This is a genomic window from Vibrio sp. M260121 (assembly GCF_036533715.1).
GTDB lineage: Bacteria > Pseudomonadota > Gammaproteobacteria > Enterobacterales > Vibrionaceae > Vibrio.
Genome location: NZ_JATABF010000021.1, coordinates 1 through 18028 on the forward strand (window position 1 = coordinate 1; position 18028 = coordinate 18028).

The 18028-nt window shown below is 46.4% G+C and carries 15 protein-coding genes; 8 read left to right on the plus strand and 7 right to left on the minus strand.

Translation table 11 applies throughout. The features are described from left to right. Window positions 1-412: 412 nt before the first annotated feature. From hemG to QTO06_RS12950, 3 genes are read right to left on the minus strand one after another with little or no spacing between them, the layout of a single operon-like run. Window positions 413-940 (minus strand): menaquinone-dependent protoporphyrinogen IX dehydrogenase, encoded by a 528-nt coding sequence (hemG, locus tag QTO06_RS12940; protein ID WP_005451088.1) that lies wholly within the window; start codon window positions 938-940, stop codon window positions 413-415. Window positions 941-949: 9 nt separating this feature from the next. Then, a complete protein-coding gene (locus tag QTO06_RS12945; RefSeq protein WP_005451087.1) occupies window positions 950-2407 on the minus strand; it encodes a TrkH family potassium uptake protein in 1458 nt (485 codons plus the stop codon). Window positions 2408-2453: 46 nt separating this feature from the next. Then, window positions 2454-3077, minus strand: a complete 624-nt coding sequence (locus tag QTO06_RS12950; RefSeq protein ID WP_009699111.1) for a YigZ family protein — start codon at window positions 3075-3077, stop codon at window positions 2454-2456. A gap of 268 nt (window positions 3078-3345) precedes the next feature. On the opposite strand from QTO06_RS12950, the gene fadB reads away from it, so the two are divergent. From fadB to acuI, 3 genes are all read left to right on the plus strand, one after another. Then, window positions 3346-5532: a fatty acid oxidation complex subunit alpha FadB gene (gene fadB, locus QTO06_RS12955; RefSeq protein WP_331408384.1), complete on the plus strand. Its 2187-nt coding sequence runs from the start codon at window positions 3346-3348 to the stop codon at window positions 5530-5532. 14 nt (window positions 5533-5546) lie between these two features. Next, entirely contained in the window at window positions 5547-6722 is a 1176-nt protein-coding gene (gene fadA, locus QTO06_RS12960) for an acetyl-CoA C-acyltransferase FadA (protein ID WP_005426042.1), read from the plus strand. A gap of 236 nt (window positions 6723-6958) precedes the next feature. Further along, complete coding sequence (acuI, locus tag QTO06_RS12965; protein ID WP_005451082.1) at window positions 6959-7939, plus strand: acrylyl-CoA reductase (NADPH); 981 nt, start codon at window positions 6959-6961, stop codon at window positions 7937-7939. A gap of 73 nt (window positions 7940-8012) precedes the next feature. On the opposite strand, the gene QTO06_RS12970 is transcribed toward acuI, so the two are convergent. After that, the gene (locus QTO06_RS12970; protein ID WP_009699107.1) at window positions 8013-8954 is read right to left on the minus strand and encodes a LysR family transcriptional regulator; all 942 of its coding nucleotides are present in this window, start codon (window positions 8952-8954) and stop codon (window positions 8013-8015) included. 167 nt (window positions 8955-9121) lie between these two features. Continuing rightward, on the minus strand, window positions 9122-9304 hold the full coding sequence (locus QTO06_RS12975) for a hypothetical protein (RefSeq protein WP_009708062.1): 183 nt from the start codon (window positions 9302-9304) through the stop codon (window positions 9122-9124). 132 nt (window positions 9305-9436) lie between these two features. On the opposite strand from QTO06_RS12975, the gene tusA reads away from it, so the two are divergent. Further along, the gene (gene tusA, locus QTO06_RS12980; protein ID WP_005426051.1) at window positions 9437-9685 is read left to right on the plus strand and encodes a sulfurtransferase TusA; all 249 of its coding nucleotides are present in this window, start codon (window positions 9437-9439) and stop codon (window positions 9683-9685) included. 44 nt (window positions 9686-9729) lie between these two features. Here the strand turns inward: tusA and QTO06_RS12985 are convergent, their stop codons facing one another. Together QTO06_RS12985 and QTO06_RS12990 are read right to left on the minus strand one after the other, a co-directional pair. Beyond that, on the minus strand, window positions 9730-9990 hold the full coding sequence (locus tag QTO06_RS12985; protein ID WP_005426054.1) for a hypothetical protein: 261 nt from the start codon (window positions 9988-9990) through the stop codon (window positions 9730-9732). Window positions 9991-10148: 158 nt separating this feature from the next. Further along, window positions 10149-10703, minus strand: a complete 555-nt coding sequence (locus QTO06_RS12990; protein ID WP_005426057.1) for a TMEM165/GDT1 family protein — start codon at window positions 10701-10703, stop codon at window positions 10149-10151. Window positions 10704-11188: 485 nt separating this feature from the next. On the opposite strand from QTO06_RS12990, the gene glyQ reads away from it, so the two are divergent. The 4 genes from glyQ (at window position 11189) to QTO06_RS13010 (ending at window position 17972) form a co-directional block, all read left to right on the plus strand. Then, window positions 11189-12106: a glycine--tRNA ligase subunit alpha gene (glyQ, locus tag QTO06_RS12995; protein ID WP_038885249.1), complete on the plus strand. Its 918-nt coding sequence runs from the start codon at window positions 11189-11191 to the stop codon at window positions 12104-12106. Between the two features lie 13 nt (window positions 12107-12119). Then, a complete protein-coding gene (gene glyS, locus QTO06_RS13000) occupies window positions 12120-14186 on the plus strand; it encodes a glycine--tRNA ligase subunit beta (RefSeq protein WP_151514369.1) in 2067 nt (688 codons plus the stop codon). A gap of 217 nt (window positions 14187-14403) precedes the next feature. Further along, window positions 14404-16488, plus strand: coding sequence for an alpha-amylase (locus tag QTO06_RS13005; RefSeq protein ID WP_331408389.1), 2085 nt, complete (start codon window positions 14404-14406; stop codon window positions 16486-16488). A gap of 230 nt (window positions 16489-16718) precedes the next feature. Continuing rightward, a complete protein-coding gene (locus QTO06_RS13010; RefSeq protein WP_038885246.1) occupies window positions 16719-17972 on the plus strand; it encodes a valine--pyruvate transaminase in 1254 nt (417 codons plus the stop codon). Window positions 17973-18028: the final 56 nt, after the last annotated feature.

Here is an 18028-nt window from a genome sequence, read left to right on the forward strand (position 1 = left end):
ATTGACTGTGCTGAATCTTTCGATTCAATGGTCACTTCGTTTCATTGAAACCTAATTTGATACCGAGGTATCTAATTGGATTATCATCAACGAGTGCCCACACAGATTGATAGGTCTATATTGTTAAAGAGCTTTCCTATTGAGCGTTGCTCAAATCGGACGGCCATTTTAGCGAGTTAAAGTTTAGTGTCAATCACTTTTTTCAAACTTTTTTCAAGCGTTTCCGCTTGGCTAATTGGCTTGCTAACTTGGCTTCTTACTTTCAAAACCTAAGCTTCGAAGCGTTGCCGTGTCAGCGAGGTGGCATTATAGAGATTGCGATCACATTGGCAAGCCCTTTTTCTCGTTTTTTTTGATTTTTTTATCGTTCGGATAAATTTGCGTCAAAAGCGGTCAAAAGAGCACGTTATTTCTACAGTTCTTTGAATTTATCTGCGAAAAGAGCCACTTTTTCCCAATTGGTGTATTCCACTTCTTTGGTTGTATCTGTTTCGCCCCCTGTCATCGACATAATGAACTTAATCATAGTTTTGTCGAACCAACCATAACGAGGGTAATACAGAGCACCAGCAAAAACACCAATTAAGATTGGTTTCCAAGGCGACTTGGTCAGGAACTTACGAATGTAAGCGCTCCCCTCTGGCGTATCTTTTCCTTGGTCTTCTTTGCGAGCAGTTAGGTTTACGCAGAAAAATGCCACTTTACTTTGTTCAAGTTGATTGAGGTTTCGCTCAATAAACTGGTACAGCTTCTTATTAAGATGACCATAACGAATAGAGGCTCCAATCAATACTCTGTCGTATTGGCTGAAATCAATCGTCTCTACACTATGTAGATCCACCAGCTCGCAATCGAATTCTAATAGCTGCTCATCTATATAGTGGAGAATTTTTTTAGTCTGCCCTTCTCGGGAAGAATATAGAAATAATGCTTTTGCCACGATTTCCCCTTAACTGCGCCAAAACGTCGGCGTAAGTAAAATAAGTAAGGTAAAGATTTCCAAACGACCAAACAGCATAGAAACAATCAATACCCATTTTGCTTTGTCATTAACATCACCAAAGTGAAGTGCTACTTCCCCTAAGCCAGGACCGAGGTTGTTCAGAGTCGCAGCTACCGCCGAGAACGCGCTTAGCTCATCCATGCCAGTCGCAATTAACCCCAGCATACAAACCACAAATACTAGCGCGTACGCAGAAAAGAATCCCCAAACCGCATCAACAACACGCTGCGGTAGCGCACTGCCACCCACTTTGATGGTGTACACCGCACGAGGGTGCACCAAACGCTTCAGCTCACGAGCACCTTGTAAGGTCAGTAGCAGAATACGGATCACTTTCATGCCACCACCAGTCGAACCAGCACAACCACCGATGAAAGAAGAGAACAATAACAACACTGGCAAGAACAACGGCCAATCAGCAAAGCCGGTTGTAGTAAAACCTGCAGTAGTAGAGATTGACACAGTTTGGAACAAGGCTTGGTCGAAGGCATCATAAGGAGAGTCATACGAGTGATGATTCAATAATAATAAGAAGCAAACCAAGAACAGAACCACTTGAATAAAGATAAACGCGCGAAACTCTGGGTCTTTCCAATAGTATTTAGGATGCACGCCACCAGACGCAAACGCGGCAAAGTGCAAAGAATAGTTACATGCCGAGATTAATAAGAAGACAACGGTAATCATGTTAATGGCATAACTATCGAAATAGCCCATGCTGGCATCGTGCGTAGAGAAACCACCGATGGCAATCGTGGAGAAGCTATGACTAATGGCATCAAACGGCGTCATGCCTGCTAGCCAAAATGCTACGGCACATGCGATAGTCAAACTCAAGTAGATGTACCACAGTGCTTTTGCTGTCTCAGCAATACGTGGGGTCATCTTAGTATCTTTTACTGGTCCTGGTATTTCGGCTCTATACAGCTGCATACCACCGATACCAAGAACAGGAAGAATGGCTACCGCCAATACGATGATACCCATACCGCCAAACCACTGTAGAAGTTGGCGATAAAAGAGAATCGCTTTTGGCAACTCGTCGAGCCCGACGATCACCGTCGCCCCCGTCGTCGTTAAAGCAGAGAAGGACTCAAAAAAGGCGTCAGTCACAGATACATTGGGATTATCTGAGATAAGGAAAGGAATAGAGCCAGCACTACCGAGTACAGTCCAGAAAAGAACAACAATAAGGAAGCCATCACGCGCTTTAAGCTCGTGTTTATGCCTGCGGTTTGGGAACCAACATATCCCACCACATACGAGAAGTACGAAGAAAGTCGTGACAAAAGGTACACCCGCACCATCTCGATAGATAAGCGCAACCAGCGCAGGCGCGAGCATTGTGACACTAAAAAGTGCGAGCAATAGCCCGACGATTCGAATAATTGAACGAAATTGCATGGATTGATTGACTAGCGAAGCTGTCCCTGTGGCTTCCTATTTTTCATTATTGTCCGTCTAGTGGGGTGACAATTGCCTTTGCACCACTTTTGTTGATGATAGCTTGGGTAAACGCGCTCACTTCACGTAGCTCAATTTCCACCACTAATACCACCTGATCGCTGTATTCAGCATCCACTTCAACCGCACCAAACTGGGGCATAAGCGACTGTGCGATAGGCATAAACCCATAGTCTAACTCTAGTCTGAGTTTTGTGGTTATTTTTTTCTCAATTGTTTGAAGCAGCTTGAGCGCTTGTTGCACGCCGCCACCATAGGCTTTGACCAAACCACCTGTACCAAGCTTAATGCCGCCAGAATATCGAGTCACTACAGCTGTAATCTCTCCAACTCCGGAGCCAGACAGCTGAGCAAGGATCGGTTTACCTGCCGTCCCTGAAGGTTCCCCATCATCACTAAAGCCCCACTTCATCGAATCTTCTGGTCGACCAGCAACAAATCCCCAGCAGTTGTGTCTTGCATCAGAATGCTTGGTTTTGATCTGTTCAACGAATGCTTTCGCCGCTTCCACGCTTGGCGTGTGTGCTAAGTAAGTAATAAAGACACTCTTTTTGATCTCTTCTTCAAATTGAGCAGGCTGAGCAGGAATCAGATAAGGCAGGTCATTCATAGGATTAGGTCACTTTTCTCTTTGTTCAGAGTCTATCACGAGAGGTAATTGTGAGTCGCATAAGATCTGCCTTAGCGCACAATGTTAAACACTTGTTTAAAAAATGTATTGAAATTAACCAATCCGAAGTCCAAACTAACTTCACTGGTCTAACCAGAACAATAAATAAAACGACTTTCCTCTATATCAATTTCTTGCCCTACAGGCGCTCAGCCCGCATCAAATTGGTATACAGACAATCCAAGATTGTATGTCATGGAGATAGACAATGATTTACCAAGCCGAAACCCTACAGGTAAAGGAAGTACAAGATGGTATTGCAGAACTAAGCTTCTGCTCTCCAAAATCCGTTAACAAGCTCGACCTAGCGACACTAGAGTCACTCGACAAAGCCCTTGATGCACTAAAAGCGCACCAAGGACTGAAGGGCTTGATGCTCACCTCAGATAAAGACGCGTTCATTGTTGGCGCTGATATCACCGAATTCTTAGGTCTTTTTGCCAAGACAGACGCTGAGCTCGATCAGTGGCTGCAATTTGCTAACAGCATCTTCAACAAGCTGGAAGACTTGCCTGTCCCAACTATCTCGGTACTAAAAGGCCACACGTTAGGTGGCGGTTGTGAGTGTGTGCTTGCGACTGACATGAGAATTGGAGACAAGACCACCAGCATCGGTCTACCAGAAACGAAACTCGGTATCATGCCGGGCTTTGGTGGTTGTGTGCGTCTGCCACGTGTTATTGGTGCCGACAGCGCAATGGAAGTGATCACTCAAGGTAAAGCGTGTCGTGCGGATGAAGCGTTAAAAATTGGTCTTCTTGATGCGGTTGTTGATACCGACGCACTTTACGAGTCAGCACTACAAACACTGACATCGGCAATCAACGAAAAACTAGATTGGCAAGCTCGTCGCAAGCAAAAGACATCACCTCTAACGCTAAGTAAGCTTGAATCAATGATGAGCTTTACCATGGCGAAGGGTCTAGTGGCTCAGAAAGCGGGTCCTCACTACCCAGCTCCAATGACTGCCGTTATTACTATTGAAGAAGGCGCTCGCTTTGCTCGTAACGAAGCACTCGACATTGAACGGAAGCACTTCGTAAAACTGGCTAAGTCTGAAGAAGCAAAATCACTGGTTGGTTTGTTCCTTAACGACCAATACATCAAAGGGCTTGCTAAAAAATCGGCTAAGTTAGCGAGTAAAGACACGCAACGTGCGGCTGTGCTTGGTGCGGGCATTATGGGCGGCGGCATCGCCTACCAATCTGCATTAAAAGGCGTACCGGTGTTAATGAAAGACATCGCGCAACCTTCACTCGATTTAGGCATGACTGAAGCATCTAAGCTGCTAAATAAACGCTTATCTCGTGGTCGCATTGATGGCTTTAAGATGGCTGGTATTTTAGCGTCTATCACACCGAGCCTACATTACGCAGGTATCGAAGAATCAGACGTGATTGTTGAGGCCGTAGTAGAAAACCCGAAAGTAAAAGCAGCAGTTTTGAGTGAAGTTGAATCGCATGTCGGTGAAGACACGGTTATCACCTCAAACACCTCGACGATTCCTATCAATCTATTAGCAAAATCGCTAAAACGCCCAGAGAACTTCTGTGGCATGCACTTCTTCAACCCAGTGCATCGCATGCCTCTTGTTGAGATCATCCGTGGTGAACACACCTCTGATGAAACCATCAATCGTGTTGTTGCCTACGCAGCGAAAATGGGCAAATCACCAATTGTCGTTAATGACTGCCCAGGATTCTTTGTTAACCGCGTACTGTTCCCGTACTTTGGCGGCTTCAGCATGCTACTTCGCGATGGTGCAGACTTTACGAAAATCGACAAAATCATGGAGCGCAAGTTTGGCTGGCCAATGGGACCTGCATACTTGCTCGATGTTGTTGGTATTGATACGGCTCACCACGCACAAGCCGTTATGGCGCAGGGCTTCCCTGAGCGTATGGGCAAACAAGGTCGTGACGCAATAGATGCGCTGTTCGAAGCAGATAAATACGGTCAGAAGAATGGCAATGGCTTCTACAGCTACACCATTGATAGAAAAGGTAAGCCTAAGAAAACCTTCTCTGAAGAAATCTTGCCGGTACTCGCCGACGTTTGTGCCGATAAGCCTTTCCATGACAAAGAACGCTTTGACGATCAGACCATCATTCAACGTATGATGATTCCGATGATCAACGAAGTGGTACTGTGTCTACAAGAAGGCATCATTGCCACTCCACAAGAAGCGGATATGGCATTGGTTTACGGTCTTGGTTTCCCTCCATTCCGCGGCGGCGTATTCCGCTACCTAGATAGCGTAGGTATTGCTGAGTTTGTTGCAATGGCAAAACAATACTCAGAGCTTGGTGCTATGTACCAAGTACCACAGATGCTGATTGATATGGCGGCGAAAGGTGAAAGCTTTTACGGTGCACAACAGCAAGGTTCTATCTAAGGAGGGATTCTAAAATGACTAATCAAACAAGAAATGTTGTCGTAGTCGATTGTCTACGTACGCCAATGGGTCGCTCTAAAGGTGGTGCTTTCCGTCATACACGAGCAGAAGATCTATCTGCGCGCCTAATGAAAGGTATTCTTGCACGTAACCCACAAGTAAACCCAAGCGAGATTGAAGATATCTACTGGGGCTGTGTACAACAAACCCTAGAACAAGGCTTTAACGTGGCACGTAATGCGGCGCTACTTGCTGGTCTACCAATTGAGATTGGCGCCGTGACGGTTAACCGCCTGTGTGGTTCATCCATGCAAGCGCTTCACGACGGTACACGTGCCATCATGACGGGTGACGCTGAAATCTGCCTAATTGGTGGTGTTGAGCACATGGGACACGTACCAATGAACCACGGCGTGGACTTCCACCCAGGTATGTCAAAGACAGTTGCAAAAGCAGCCGGCATGATGGGCTTAACGGCCGAAATGCTTGGTAAGCTGCATGGCATTAGCCGTGAGCAACAAGACGAGTTTGCTGCGCGCTCTCATGCTCGTGCACATGCTGCAACCGTAGAGGGTCGTTTTAAAAACGAAATCCTACCAATTGAAGGTCATGCGGCTGACGGCACGCTGTTCACTCTGGATTACGATGAAGTGATTCGCCCTGAAACATCCGTTGAAGGTCTGTCTCAACTTCGTCCTGTTTTCGACCCAGCAAACGGTACAGTAACAGCCGGTACATCATCAGCGCTGTCTGATGGTGCATCAGCGATGTTGATCATGAGCGAAGAGAAAGCCAATGAACTTGGTTTGAAGATTCGCGCACGCATTAAAGGTATGGCAATTGCGGGCTGCGATCCTTCAATCATGGGTTACGGTCCTGTACCTGCGACGCAAAAAGCACTCAAACGTGCTGGTCTTTCAATTGAAGACATGGATGTGGTTGAGCTAAACGAAGCATTTGCAGCGCAATCTCTACCGTGTGCTAAAGACTTGGGTCTGCTTGATGTGATGGATGAGAAGGTCAACCTTAACGGGGGTGCGATTGCATTGGGTCACCCGCTTGGTTGTTCTGGCTCACGTATCTCAACAACGTTAATCAACCTTATGGAAGCGAAAGACGCGAAATACGGTCTGGCAACCATGTGTATCGGTTTAGGCCAGGGCATTGCGACCGTGTTTGAACGACCTTAGGTTATTTGAGAATCGCAGCAAATACTCCAATACTGAAAAGTTTTAGGTTTACACTTAAGGGCGGCATCTGATGCCGCCCTTTGTTTTACGCCAAACATTGCTTACATGCACCAAAAGCATACATTAAATGCTCAAGTTTCATTTTATTCATAGACAAAGAAGACATACACTTAGCACCAGTTGATATCTTGCTGCATGTGACCCAGAGTCACGCTACCGCACAATCGGAGAACCTTATGTTTAATGCTCTAGTTCTAAATCAAGAAGACAAACGTACTATCGCTAGCATCGAGCAAATCGATGAAACACAACTGCCTGAAGGCGACGTTCTGATTGACGTTGATTACTCATCGTTGAACTACAAAGACGGTCTTGCAATTACAGGTAAAGGTAAAATCATCCGTAACTTCCCGATGGTGCCGGGTATTGACCTAGCAGGTACGGTAGTAAGCTCAGAAGACGACCGCTACCAAGCAGGCGACAAAGTTGTTCTTACTGGTTGGGGTGTGGGTGAAAACCATTGGGGCGGTATGTCTCAACGTGCTCGTCTAAAAGCGGATTGGCTAGTACCACTACCAAAAGGTCTGGACAGCAAGAAAGCCATGATGGTTGGTACTGCTGGTTTCACTGGCATGCTGTGTGTTCAAGCACTGCTTGATGCAGGCATCAAACCTGAAAATGGTGAAATCCTAGTAACTGGCGCAAGTGGCGGTGTAGGCTCAGTAGCTGTGACGCTTCTAGCACAGCTTGGCTACAAAGTGGCAGCCGTGACAGGTCGTGTTGAACAAAATGGTCCGCTACTAGAAAAGCTAGGAGCTAGCCGCATCATCGACCGTGTTGAGTTTGAAGAACCAGCACGTCCGCTTGAAAAGCAAGTATGGGCAGGTGCGGTTGATACCGTAGGCAGCAAAGTGCTAGCAAAAGTATTGGCGCAAATGGATTACAACAGTGCAGTCGCAGCTTGTGGTCTTGCAGGTGGCTTCGATCTACCGACGACAGTGATGCCATTCATTCTACGTAACGTTCGTCTACAAGGTGTGGATTCTGTTTCATGCCCATTTGAAAAACGTACTGCAGCATGGGAAAAATTGGTAGAACTACTACCAGACAGCTACTTCGAGCAAGCTTGTACTGAAGTAGAGCTAGCAGAAGCACCAAAATACGCTGAAGACATCACAAACGGTCAAGTAACTGGTCGTGTGGTTATCAAGTTATAAGCGTTAACTCTTCGATAGAATAAACAAAGCCGGGTCATTGCCCGGCTTTTTGCTATTTCGACTTTTGGAGAAATCAGTCCAACCCCATATCTTCAATTCGTTTAGCAATAAGACGACTACATTCTTCACGAACTACTGCACGCAACCATTCTTGAGCGGGAGAGTGTTCGCAACGTGCGTGCCAAATCATCGAATATTCAAACGGCGTGAATTGGAATGGTAATGGCTTCACTACTAAGTCATAGCGATCAGCAACCAAGTACGCTAAATCGGCAGGCACGGTAATAATAATTGGCAGAGTATCAACGATCGCCAGCGCCGCTTCCAAGTGATAAGCGCGTAATACCATCTGACGTTGCGGCTTCTCCACGAGCGCTTGTTCAATCAGCGCTTTAACCCCATCACTAATGGCAATCATGGCATGCGGATGACTGAGATAATCATCCAGACTCATCTCTTTCTCAGCTAGCGGATGCTGCTTAGATAGCATACACAACACACCAACTCGCCCTAACACTTCACTGCGTAATGGCTCCACTGGACCTGTTGGACGACAAATCGCTAAGTCCGCGCCTTCATATGTTAATTGATCAGATAAGCGGTCATGTTGCAGCGGCAAGAAGTTAAACGACACATTCGGTGCTTCTTGATAGATACGCGGCAACGCGAAGGGCAGAATGGTTTGCATCGCGTAATCAGTTGTCGCGATATTAAACGTCTGATCACAACTGCGTGGATCAAACTCACGTGGAGAAAGCAATTGGCGTAGTGACTCCAAAGGCTCACCCAAAGAACGATCAATTTCTAACGCTTTTTGAGTTGGGATCAAGTGCTGACCTTGACGCGTAAACAGCGGATCACCAAGCAGATCGCGTAAACGCCCTAGCACACGACTCATTGCCGATTGGCTTAAATTGAGACGCGTTGCTGCTTTACTGACACTGCTCTCTTCGATCAGTACACGTAATGCGACCAATAAGTTCAGATCTCGACGATAGATGTCTTCTAATTCCACGATTTGCCACTTACCATGTAGGGGATTTAGGTAAATTGTACTCTTCAGGCAAAAAAAATCCCGCCTTTCAGCGGGGAAGCCCAAGAAAAATGGGGATAGTGTCGGAATGAAGTGTCGTTAAACTTGGTGAGCGGTATATCAATAGGTTCCGATTGCAGCAAGAAGCGCTAATTTTCTTGCTCAGATGCACCTGACCATTTGTGCATCTCAATCCAAATCCCAATAATCGTTGCACTCATGCCTACAAGAGGCAGCAATGAGGTTTCAGCTGGTGTTCTGAGTACTAATGCGCAGAACGAGATGAAACACAAAACCGAATAGATGGTTAGTCTGTCTAACGCTGTTAACATCGTCTCTCCTTACCAGTTGTTACCAAATTGTTAATTTAAGGTAAATCAAAAAATTCGGTTTGCCAAGTGGTTATTGAATATTTTTTCAACGAAAGTAAAATTCACCGCTCAGTTAGTTACGAGAATCACATTATGAGTTTTAATCCTGAACTGGCGACCAAGACATTAGAGGCGGAAGGATTACGCTGCCCAGAGCCAGTGATGATGGTCAGGAAGACAATTCGAAACATGCAAGATGGTGAGGTGTTGCTGGTTAAAGCGGACGACCCATCTACGACTCGAGATATCCCGAGTTTCTGTCGATTTATGGATCACCAGTTGATTGCGGCACAAACGGAGCAGCTTCCATACCAGTACCTAATTAAGAAAGGTTTGGAATAATCTCAGCAAGATCAAAAACGGCAGCCCAATAGGCTGCCGTTTGTTTATTCATCGTATTCTAGTGTGCGAACTTCAGATTGTAGCTTGTTCAGTTGCTTTCTCATTGCACGCATCTCTTCGTGCATTGGGATAATATGCGCGACTCGAATCCAAGCCTCTACCGTTAGACCGGTAAGGATGAAGGTCCCTGCCACAATCGGCAGCCACATATCAGTCAGCACCATAGCCAACAAGCACAACGCCAAACCAAAGGTGAATAAATAACTCTGACTCTTTGGGGACATCCCCATATAACGTGTAAGCATAAACTTGCCCTCTCGCCATCATTCACACCATTAAAGTACCATGACAAGTATGGCACTAATATGTCACCCGTCACGGTCTTGAATGATTTTGAGCCGGAGTTTGAACTCGCGCATTACTTCACTAGTTATTGATAATTAACACCATTTACGTGGAAAAATCAGAATAGTGCTGCACCAATAGCAAGAGCAACAAATAGGAAAGCGGTTACCTTACGAATCAACCCTAAAGGCATCTTGTCCGCCGATAGCTTACCGATTAAAACCACAGGCACATTAGCCAGCAGCATACCGATCGTAGTACCAAGAATTACCCAACTCAACGCATCTGCGTATTGCGCCCCCAAGATAGAAGTGGCGATCTGAGTTTTGTCGCCAATCTCCGCAACAAAGAAGGCAATAAAACTAGCAATGAATGGGCCTCGGTTAGAGATCTGCTCGTCGTCATCCAGTTTATCCGGGATCAATACCCAAGCCGCCATGGCGACAAAACTGACCACTAGCACCCACTTAAGGACTTCTGGTGAAAGATAATCGGCCACAACCACACCTAACCATGCAGCCAAAGCGTGGTTGGCAATGGTTGCCAAAAAGATTGCTGCAATAATTGGGATTGGTTTGCGGTAACGACTGGCGAGTAATAGAGATAGCAATTGGGTCTTATCGCCAATTTCTGCTAACGCTACAGTAGTAATTGAAATAGCTAAAACGCTCACGACATGCTCATTGGGGCGGGATAATTATTTTTAACCATAGACAAACCTCACGCCCCACCCCGGTTCGTGATGATTTGTCTAAGGTCTTGCTAAACTCATCGGGCTGATGAGTCTCGAGCGCCATGGTGATTTTGCACCAATTATGTTGACGAACGAACTGAATGAAACAGACATTTCATCGAGTAAGCTACTCCCCAAAGACAGGCGCAATTCTAGCCATGTTTCCTCATCACCTCAAGAGCGAAAGCCAGTGAAAACTCCCTTTTAGGAAAAATTCAGCAGATAAAGCGGTAAAAATCCATTAAAGGAGAAAATTGCCCACGAATTAATCAAGATTAGCTCTACTCCCATGCTCAATATCTGGGTATACTTGATTGTTAATTTATTCAACCGTCATTACTTTGAATCGCCATTGTTGAGGCAAGAAAACCCAACAAAAAAGAGATGTATTCACAAGTAATAAGAGAATCGCGCGAACCTGACTTATGCAAAAATACGATATCAAAACCTTCCAGGGAATGATCCTCGCGCTGCAGGATTATTGGGCTCAAAATGGTTGCACCATTGTTCAACCGCTAGATATGGAAGTAGGTGCGGGTACCTCTCACCCAATGACATGTCTACGAGCACTTGGCCCAGAGCCAATGTCTACAGCTTACGTACAACCTTCACGTCGTCCTACTGATGGTCGTTACGGTGAAAACCCTAACCGCCTTCAGCACTACTACCAATTCCAAGTAGCGCTAAAACCATCGCCAGACAATATTCAAGAGTTGTACTTAGGTTCTCTAGAAGTACTTGGTATTGACCCACTTGTACACGACATCCGTTTCGTAGAAGACAACTGGGAAAACCCAACACTAGGCGCATGGGGTCTAGGCTGGGAAGTTTGGCTAAACGGCATGGAAGTGACTCAGTTCACTTACTTCCAGCAAGTTGGCGGCCTTGAGTGTAAACCAGTAACAGGTGAGATCACTTACGGTATCGAACGTCTAGCAATGTACATCCAAGAAGTAGATTCAGTTTACGATCTTACTTGGAACATCGCACCAGATGGCAGCAAAGTGACTTACGGTGATATCTTCCACCAAAACGAAGTAGAGCAATCGACTTACAACTTTGAACATGCTGACGTTGAATTCCTATTCAGCTTCTTTGAGCAATGTGAAAAAGAGTGTAAAGAGCTGCTTGAGCTTGAAAAGCCACTGCCACTACCAGCTTACGAGCGCATCCTTAAAGCAGGTCACGCATTCAACTTACTAGACGCACGTAAAGCGATCTCAGTAACTGAACGTCAACGTTACATCCTGCGCATCCGCAACCTGACGAAAGCAGTTGCAGAAGCATACTACGCATCGCGTGAAGCTCTTGGCTTCCCAATGTGTAAGAAAGAACAAGCGTAAGGGGTAGAGTAACATGGCAAAAGAATTTCTAATCGAGCTAGGTACAGAAGAGCTACCACCAACGCAACTTCGCACTCTAGCTGAAGCATTTGCAGCAAACTTCGAAACAGAACTAAAAGGCGCTGAGCTTGCTCACGAAGGCGTGAAATGGTTCGCGGCACCTCGTCGTCTTGCATTAAAAGTAGCAGCACTAGCAGACAGCCAGTCTGACAAAGTTGTTGAAAAACGTGGTCCTGCGGTTTCTGCAGCGTTTGACGCGGAAGGCAACCCAACAAAAGCGGCTCAAGGCTGGGCACGCGGTTGTGGCATCACGGTTGACCAAGCAGAGCGCATGGTAACAGACAAAGGTGAATGGCTACTGTTCAAACAAGAAGTGAAAGGTCAGCCAACGTCTGAGATCGTCGTTGAACTTGCAGCGAAAGCACTAGCAAACCTACCTATCGCAAAACCAATGCGCTGGGGTAACAAAACGACTCAATTTATCCGTCCAGTTAAGACGCTAACCATGCTAATGGGCAGTGATCTAATCGAAGGCGAGATCCTTGGTGTCGCTTCTGACCGCACGATCCGTGGTCACCGCTTCATGGGTGAGCAAGAGTTCACTATCGATTCTGCTGAGCAATACCCTGCGATCCTAGAAGAGCGCGGTAAAGTAATGGCAGATTACGAAGCGCGTAAAGCAATCATCCTAGCTGACGCACAAAAAGCGGCAGCAGCGGTTGGCGGTATCGCTGATCTAGAAGATGACCTAGTAGAAGAAGTAACGTCTCTGGTTGAATGGCCAGTAGTACTAACAGCGAAGTTCGAAGAAGAGTTCCTAAAAGTGCCTTCTGAAGCGTTGGTTTACACCATGAAAGGTGACCAAAAATACTTCCCTGTTTACGACGAAAACAAGAAGCTACTACCTAACTTCATCTTCGTATCGAACATCGAATCAAAAGAGCCTCGTTACGTAATCGAAGGTAATGAGAAAGTGGTTCGTCCTCGTCTTGCTGACGCAGAGTTCTTCTTCAACACAGACCGTAAGCGTCCGCTTATCGACCGTCTGCCTGAACTAGAGCAAGCGATCTTCCAAAAGCAACTGGGTACGATCAAAGACAAAACAGACCGCATCACAGAACTTGCTGGCTACATTGCTGAGCAAATCGGTGCTGACGTTGAGAAATCAAAGCGTGCTGGTCTACTAGCAAAATGTGACCTAATGACCTCAATGGTATTCGAATTCACGGATACTCAAGGTGTTATGGGTATGCACTATGCTCGCCACGACGGTGAAGCAGAAGAAGTTGCAGTAGCACTGAACGAGCAATACATGCCTCGTTTCGCAGGTGATGAACTACCATCAAACGGTGTTTCAACTGCAGTTGCAATGGCAGACAAGCTAGACACTATCGTAGGTATCTTCGGTATTGGTCAAGCACCTAAAGGCAGCGACCCATTCGCACTACGCCGCGCATCTCTAGGTGTACTACGTATCATCGTTGAATACGGCTACAACCTAGATCTTGTTGACCTAGTAGCGAAAGCGAAGTCTCTATTTGGCGACCGCCTAACCAACGACAACGTTGAACAAGACGTTATCGAGTTCATGCTTGGTCGTTTCCGTGCTTGGTACCAAGACGAAGGCTTCAGCGTAGACATCATTCAAGCGGTTCTAGCTCGTCGTCCGACTAAACCAGCAGACTTCGACCAACGAGTTAAAGCGGTTTCTCACTTCCGTGAACTGGAAGCGGCAGAGTCTCTAGCAGCAGCGAACAAACGTGTAGGTAACATCCTAGCGAAATTCGACGGCGAACTAGCAGCAGACATCGACCTAGCACTTCTACAAGAAGACGCAGAGAAAGCACTAGCAGAAAGCGTTGAAGTAATGACGGAAGCGCTAGAGCCAGCATTTGCTACAGGTAACTACCAAGAAGCCCTAAGCAAGCTAGCTGACCTACGTGAACCAGTTGATGCGTTCTTTGATAACGTAATGGTAATGGCAGACGACGAAGCACTTAAGAAGAACCGTCTAACACTACTGAACAACCTGCGTAACCTGTTCCTACAGATCGCAGACATTTCTTTGCTTCAAAAGTAATTCATTACTCTTAGAAGTGATTAAGAGATAAGTAAAAGGGAAGCATCTGCTTCCCTTTTTTGTTGCCTTCAAACCGATGAAGGTGACGCTTATTATTCATTTTGTGAACAAGACTAAAATTTGTAGGGTGAGACGCGTTTAACTTGTTGGTGTAGAGCTCGGATTGTAGAGGCACAGTTTTGCTATAACTGGACTGTTTATTCGGGGGAAGGACACAATGAAAAAAACAATTCTCGCACTCTCTATCGGTCTACTGAGCGCCTGCAGCCAGATTCCAGAAAATGCCATCGTATTAAGCGTTGGTGATGACACCGCTGTTTTTGAGGAAAACTCACAAGGCTTACTTGTCGCCGAGCAAAGACTCGATAAAGGCAGCTACACCTTTACCATTGCTGACAGCAAGCAAAGCTGTGGCAGTAGCTTTGCCCTAGCAGAAGAAGATCGCATCAAGTTCAATCGTCCATTAAAAATGGATAACTGCGCCACTGACGCACAAATGCCGCTGCGCATCTTCAAAGCCAATAACTATCAATTTACGCTCAACCCAACCACCAATGAGCTGACGGTAAAAATCAAACCAAAACAGACTCAGGACATCACCTACTCTTGCCCTGTCGCAACTGACGCGCCAAAAACCATCAACGTTGCTCAAACCTTTAATGATGGCACTGTCGTTCGCGATGCCTTAACCGGACAAGAAGCCACCGTCGCCAATGGCAGCGTCACCATGCAGCCGGGTCCTATGAGCCAAGGTCTACTGCTGCTAGAAGAAGTTGAACAGCAAGCCGATAAACCGTTCAGCTGGGATAACGCGACGGTGTACTTCGTCATGACTGACCGCTTCTACAATGGCAACCCAGACAACGACAACAGCTACGGTCGCAGCAAAGATGGAAAATACGAGATTGGCACCTTCCACGGTGGTGACTTAGCGGGTCTGACGAAAAAACTCGATTACATCGAATCACTTGGTGTCAATGCTATCTGGATAACCTCACCACTGGAACAAATCCACGGCTGGGTTGGTGGCGGCGATAAAGGCGACTTTAAGCACTATGGCTACCACGGCTACTATCACCAAGATTGGACCAAGCTTGATGCCAACATGGGTACCGAAGATGAACTCAGAACCTTCGTTGATACCGCTCATAAGAAAGGCATCCGCGTGATTTGGGATGTAGTCATGAACCACACAGGCTACGCAACATTAGCAGACATGCAGGAATTCGGCTTTGGTCAGCTTTACCTTGATGACCAAGAAGCCAAAGAAGTCCTCGGTGAAAAATGGACCGACTGGCAGCCAAAATCAGGACAAAGCTGGCACAGCTTCAACGACTACATCAAATACGGTGATAGCGAAGCGTGGGATAAATGGTGGGGCAAAGATTGGATCCGCACCGACATTGGTGACTACGATGCTCCGGGCTACAACGACATCACCATGTCTTTGAACTACCTACCGGATCTCAAAACCGAATCGACTCAGAAAACCGGATTACCAAACTTCTTCCGCAATAAAAACACCAATGCGCAAGATGAGCTGCAAACCCCACGTGAACATCTGATTACGTGGTTATCCGATTGGGTGCGCGACTATGGCATTGATGGCTTCCGTGTCGACACCGCTAAACACGTTGAAATGGAAGCGTGGGCAGAGTTGAAAGCCAGCACCACCCAAGCGCTTGCCCAGTGGAAGAAAAACAACCCGGACAAAGCTTTGGATGATCTACCTTTCTGGATGACGGGTGAAGTGTGGGCACACAGCGTAGTGAAGAGCCCGTATTTCGATAACGGCTTCGATTCCATCATCAACTTCGAGTTCCAATCTGACGTGGCACCAAAAGCGCTGAAGTGTTTCGCTCAACTTGATAATGATTACCGCCGTTATGCAGAGCGCATCAATACCGATCCTGAGTTCAACGTGTTGAGCTACCTATCTTCACACGATACACAGCTGTTTTGGTCAGCACGCAGCCGCAGCTTTGATGACCAAGCTCGTGCCGCAAATGCACTGATGCTGGCTCCAGGTGCAGTACAGATCTATTACGGTGATGAGATAGCTCGTGATTTTGGCATTACTGGTTCAGATGCTCACCAAGGCACACGCTCAGATATGCCATGGGATAAGATTCATGGCGAGCGTGAAGATCTACTGCAACATTGGCAAAAGTTGGGTGAATTCCGTAAACGCCACCCAGCGGTTGCTCAAGGTAAGCACATCACTCGCAATCAAGAAGGTTACTACGCGTTCGAACGCCAATACCAAGACGATAAGGTGCTGATTGTTTACACCGGAGAGTAAGTCATACTCTCTCCACCAGCAAGGGAAGCATAAGCTTCCCTTTTTTATTGCTCTTTTTGCCTTTTTATCTCGTACCTCTGGTCTGATGACACACTTTTTTCTTTTTCGGCTTAATTCACACTTTGCGTTAATTACGCATTGAGGTAAGGTCAAGGATTACTCGATAAGCCGATAAAACATCGGCACAAAGCATACACAAAGCAATCACAATGAATTAGGTATAACGACAAATGCAGTTCTCTAAGTTTGGTGAAAAATTTAATCAGTATTCAGGTATCACGCAGTTAATGGACGATTTGAATGATGGTCTGCGCACACCAGGTGCCATCATGCTCGGTGGAGGCAACCCAGCCGCCATTCCTGCCATGCTCGATTACTTTCGCCAAGCCAGTGAGGAAATGCTCGCCAGTGGGGAGCTTGTCGCTGCCCTCGCCAACTATGACGGCCCGCAGGGCAAAGATGCGTTCGTTAAAGCGCTGGCTCAGTTATTCCGTGAAACTTACGGCTGGGATATTTCCGAGAAGAACATCAGCCTAACTAACGGCAGCCAAAGTGGCTTTTTCTACTTGTTCAACTTGTTGGCAGGTAAACAGCCAGACGGTTCGCACAAGAAAGTGCTACTGCCTATCGCGCCTGAGTACATCGGTTATGGTGATGCAGGCATTGATGAAGATATCTTTGTCTCATACCACCCAGAAATCGAGCTGTTAGATAACGGTCTGTTTAAATACCACGTCGATTTTGAGCAGCTAAAAGTCGATGACTCTGTTGCAGCAATCTGCGCGTCTCGCCCAACCAATCCAACAGGTAACGTACTGACAGACGAAGAAGTACGTAAGCTGGATAAACTGGCACGTGAAAACAACATCCCACTGATCATTGATAACGCCTATGGTCTGCCGTTCCCGAACATCATCTTTGAAGATGTCGAGCCGTTCTGGAATGAAAACACCATCCTATGCATGAGCCTATCTAAACTTGGCTTGCCAGGTGTGCGTTGTGGCATTGTGATTGCGAGTGAAGAAATCACTCAAGCGTTAACCAATATGAACGGCATCATCAGCCTAGCACCGGGCAGTGTTGGTCCAGCGCTGGCAAACCACATCATTGGCAAAGGCGATCTGCTTAAACTGAGCTCAGAGGTGATTAAGCCGTTCTACAAGCAGAAGTCGCAACGTGCGGTTGAGCTGCTACAAGAAGCGATTACCGATGAGCGATTCCGCATCCACAAACCGGAAGGCGCTATCTTCTTGTGGTTATGGTTCGATGAACTGCCAATTACGACAATGGAGTTGTACCAACGCTTGAAAGCACGTGGGGTATTGATTGTTCCAGGTGAATACTTCTTTATTGGTCAGAAGGACGAGTGGGATCATGCACACCAATGCTTGCGTATGAACTACGTTCAAGATGATGAGATGATGCAAAAAGGTATTGCGATTATCGCAGAAGAAGTGGAAAAGGCTTACCGCGAAGGTAAATAGACTTGTTAACTCAGCCGTTGTTCTCTTTGAAATTACGGCTTTGAAATAGCAGCTTT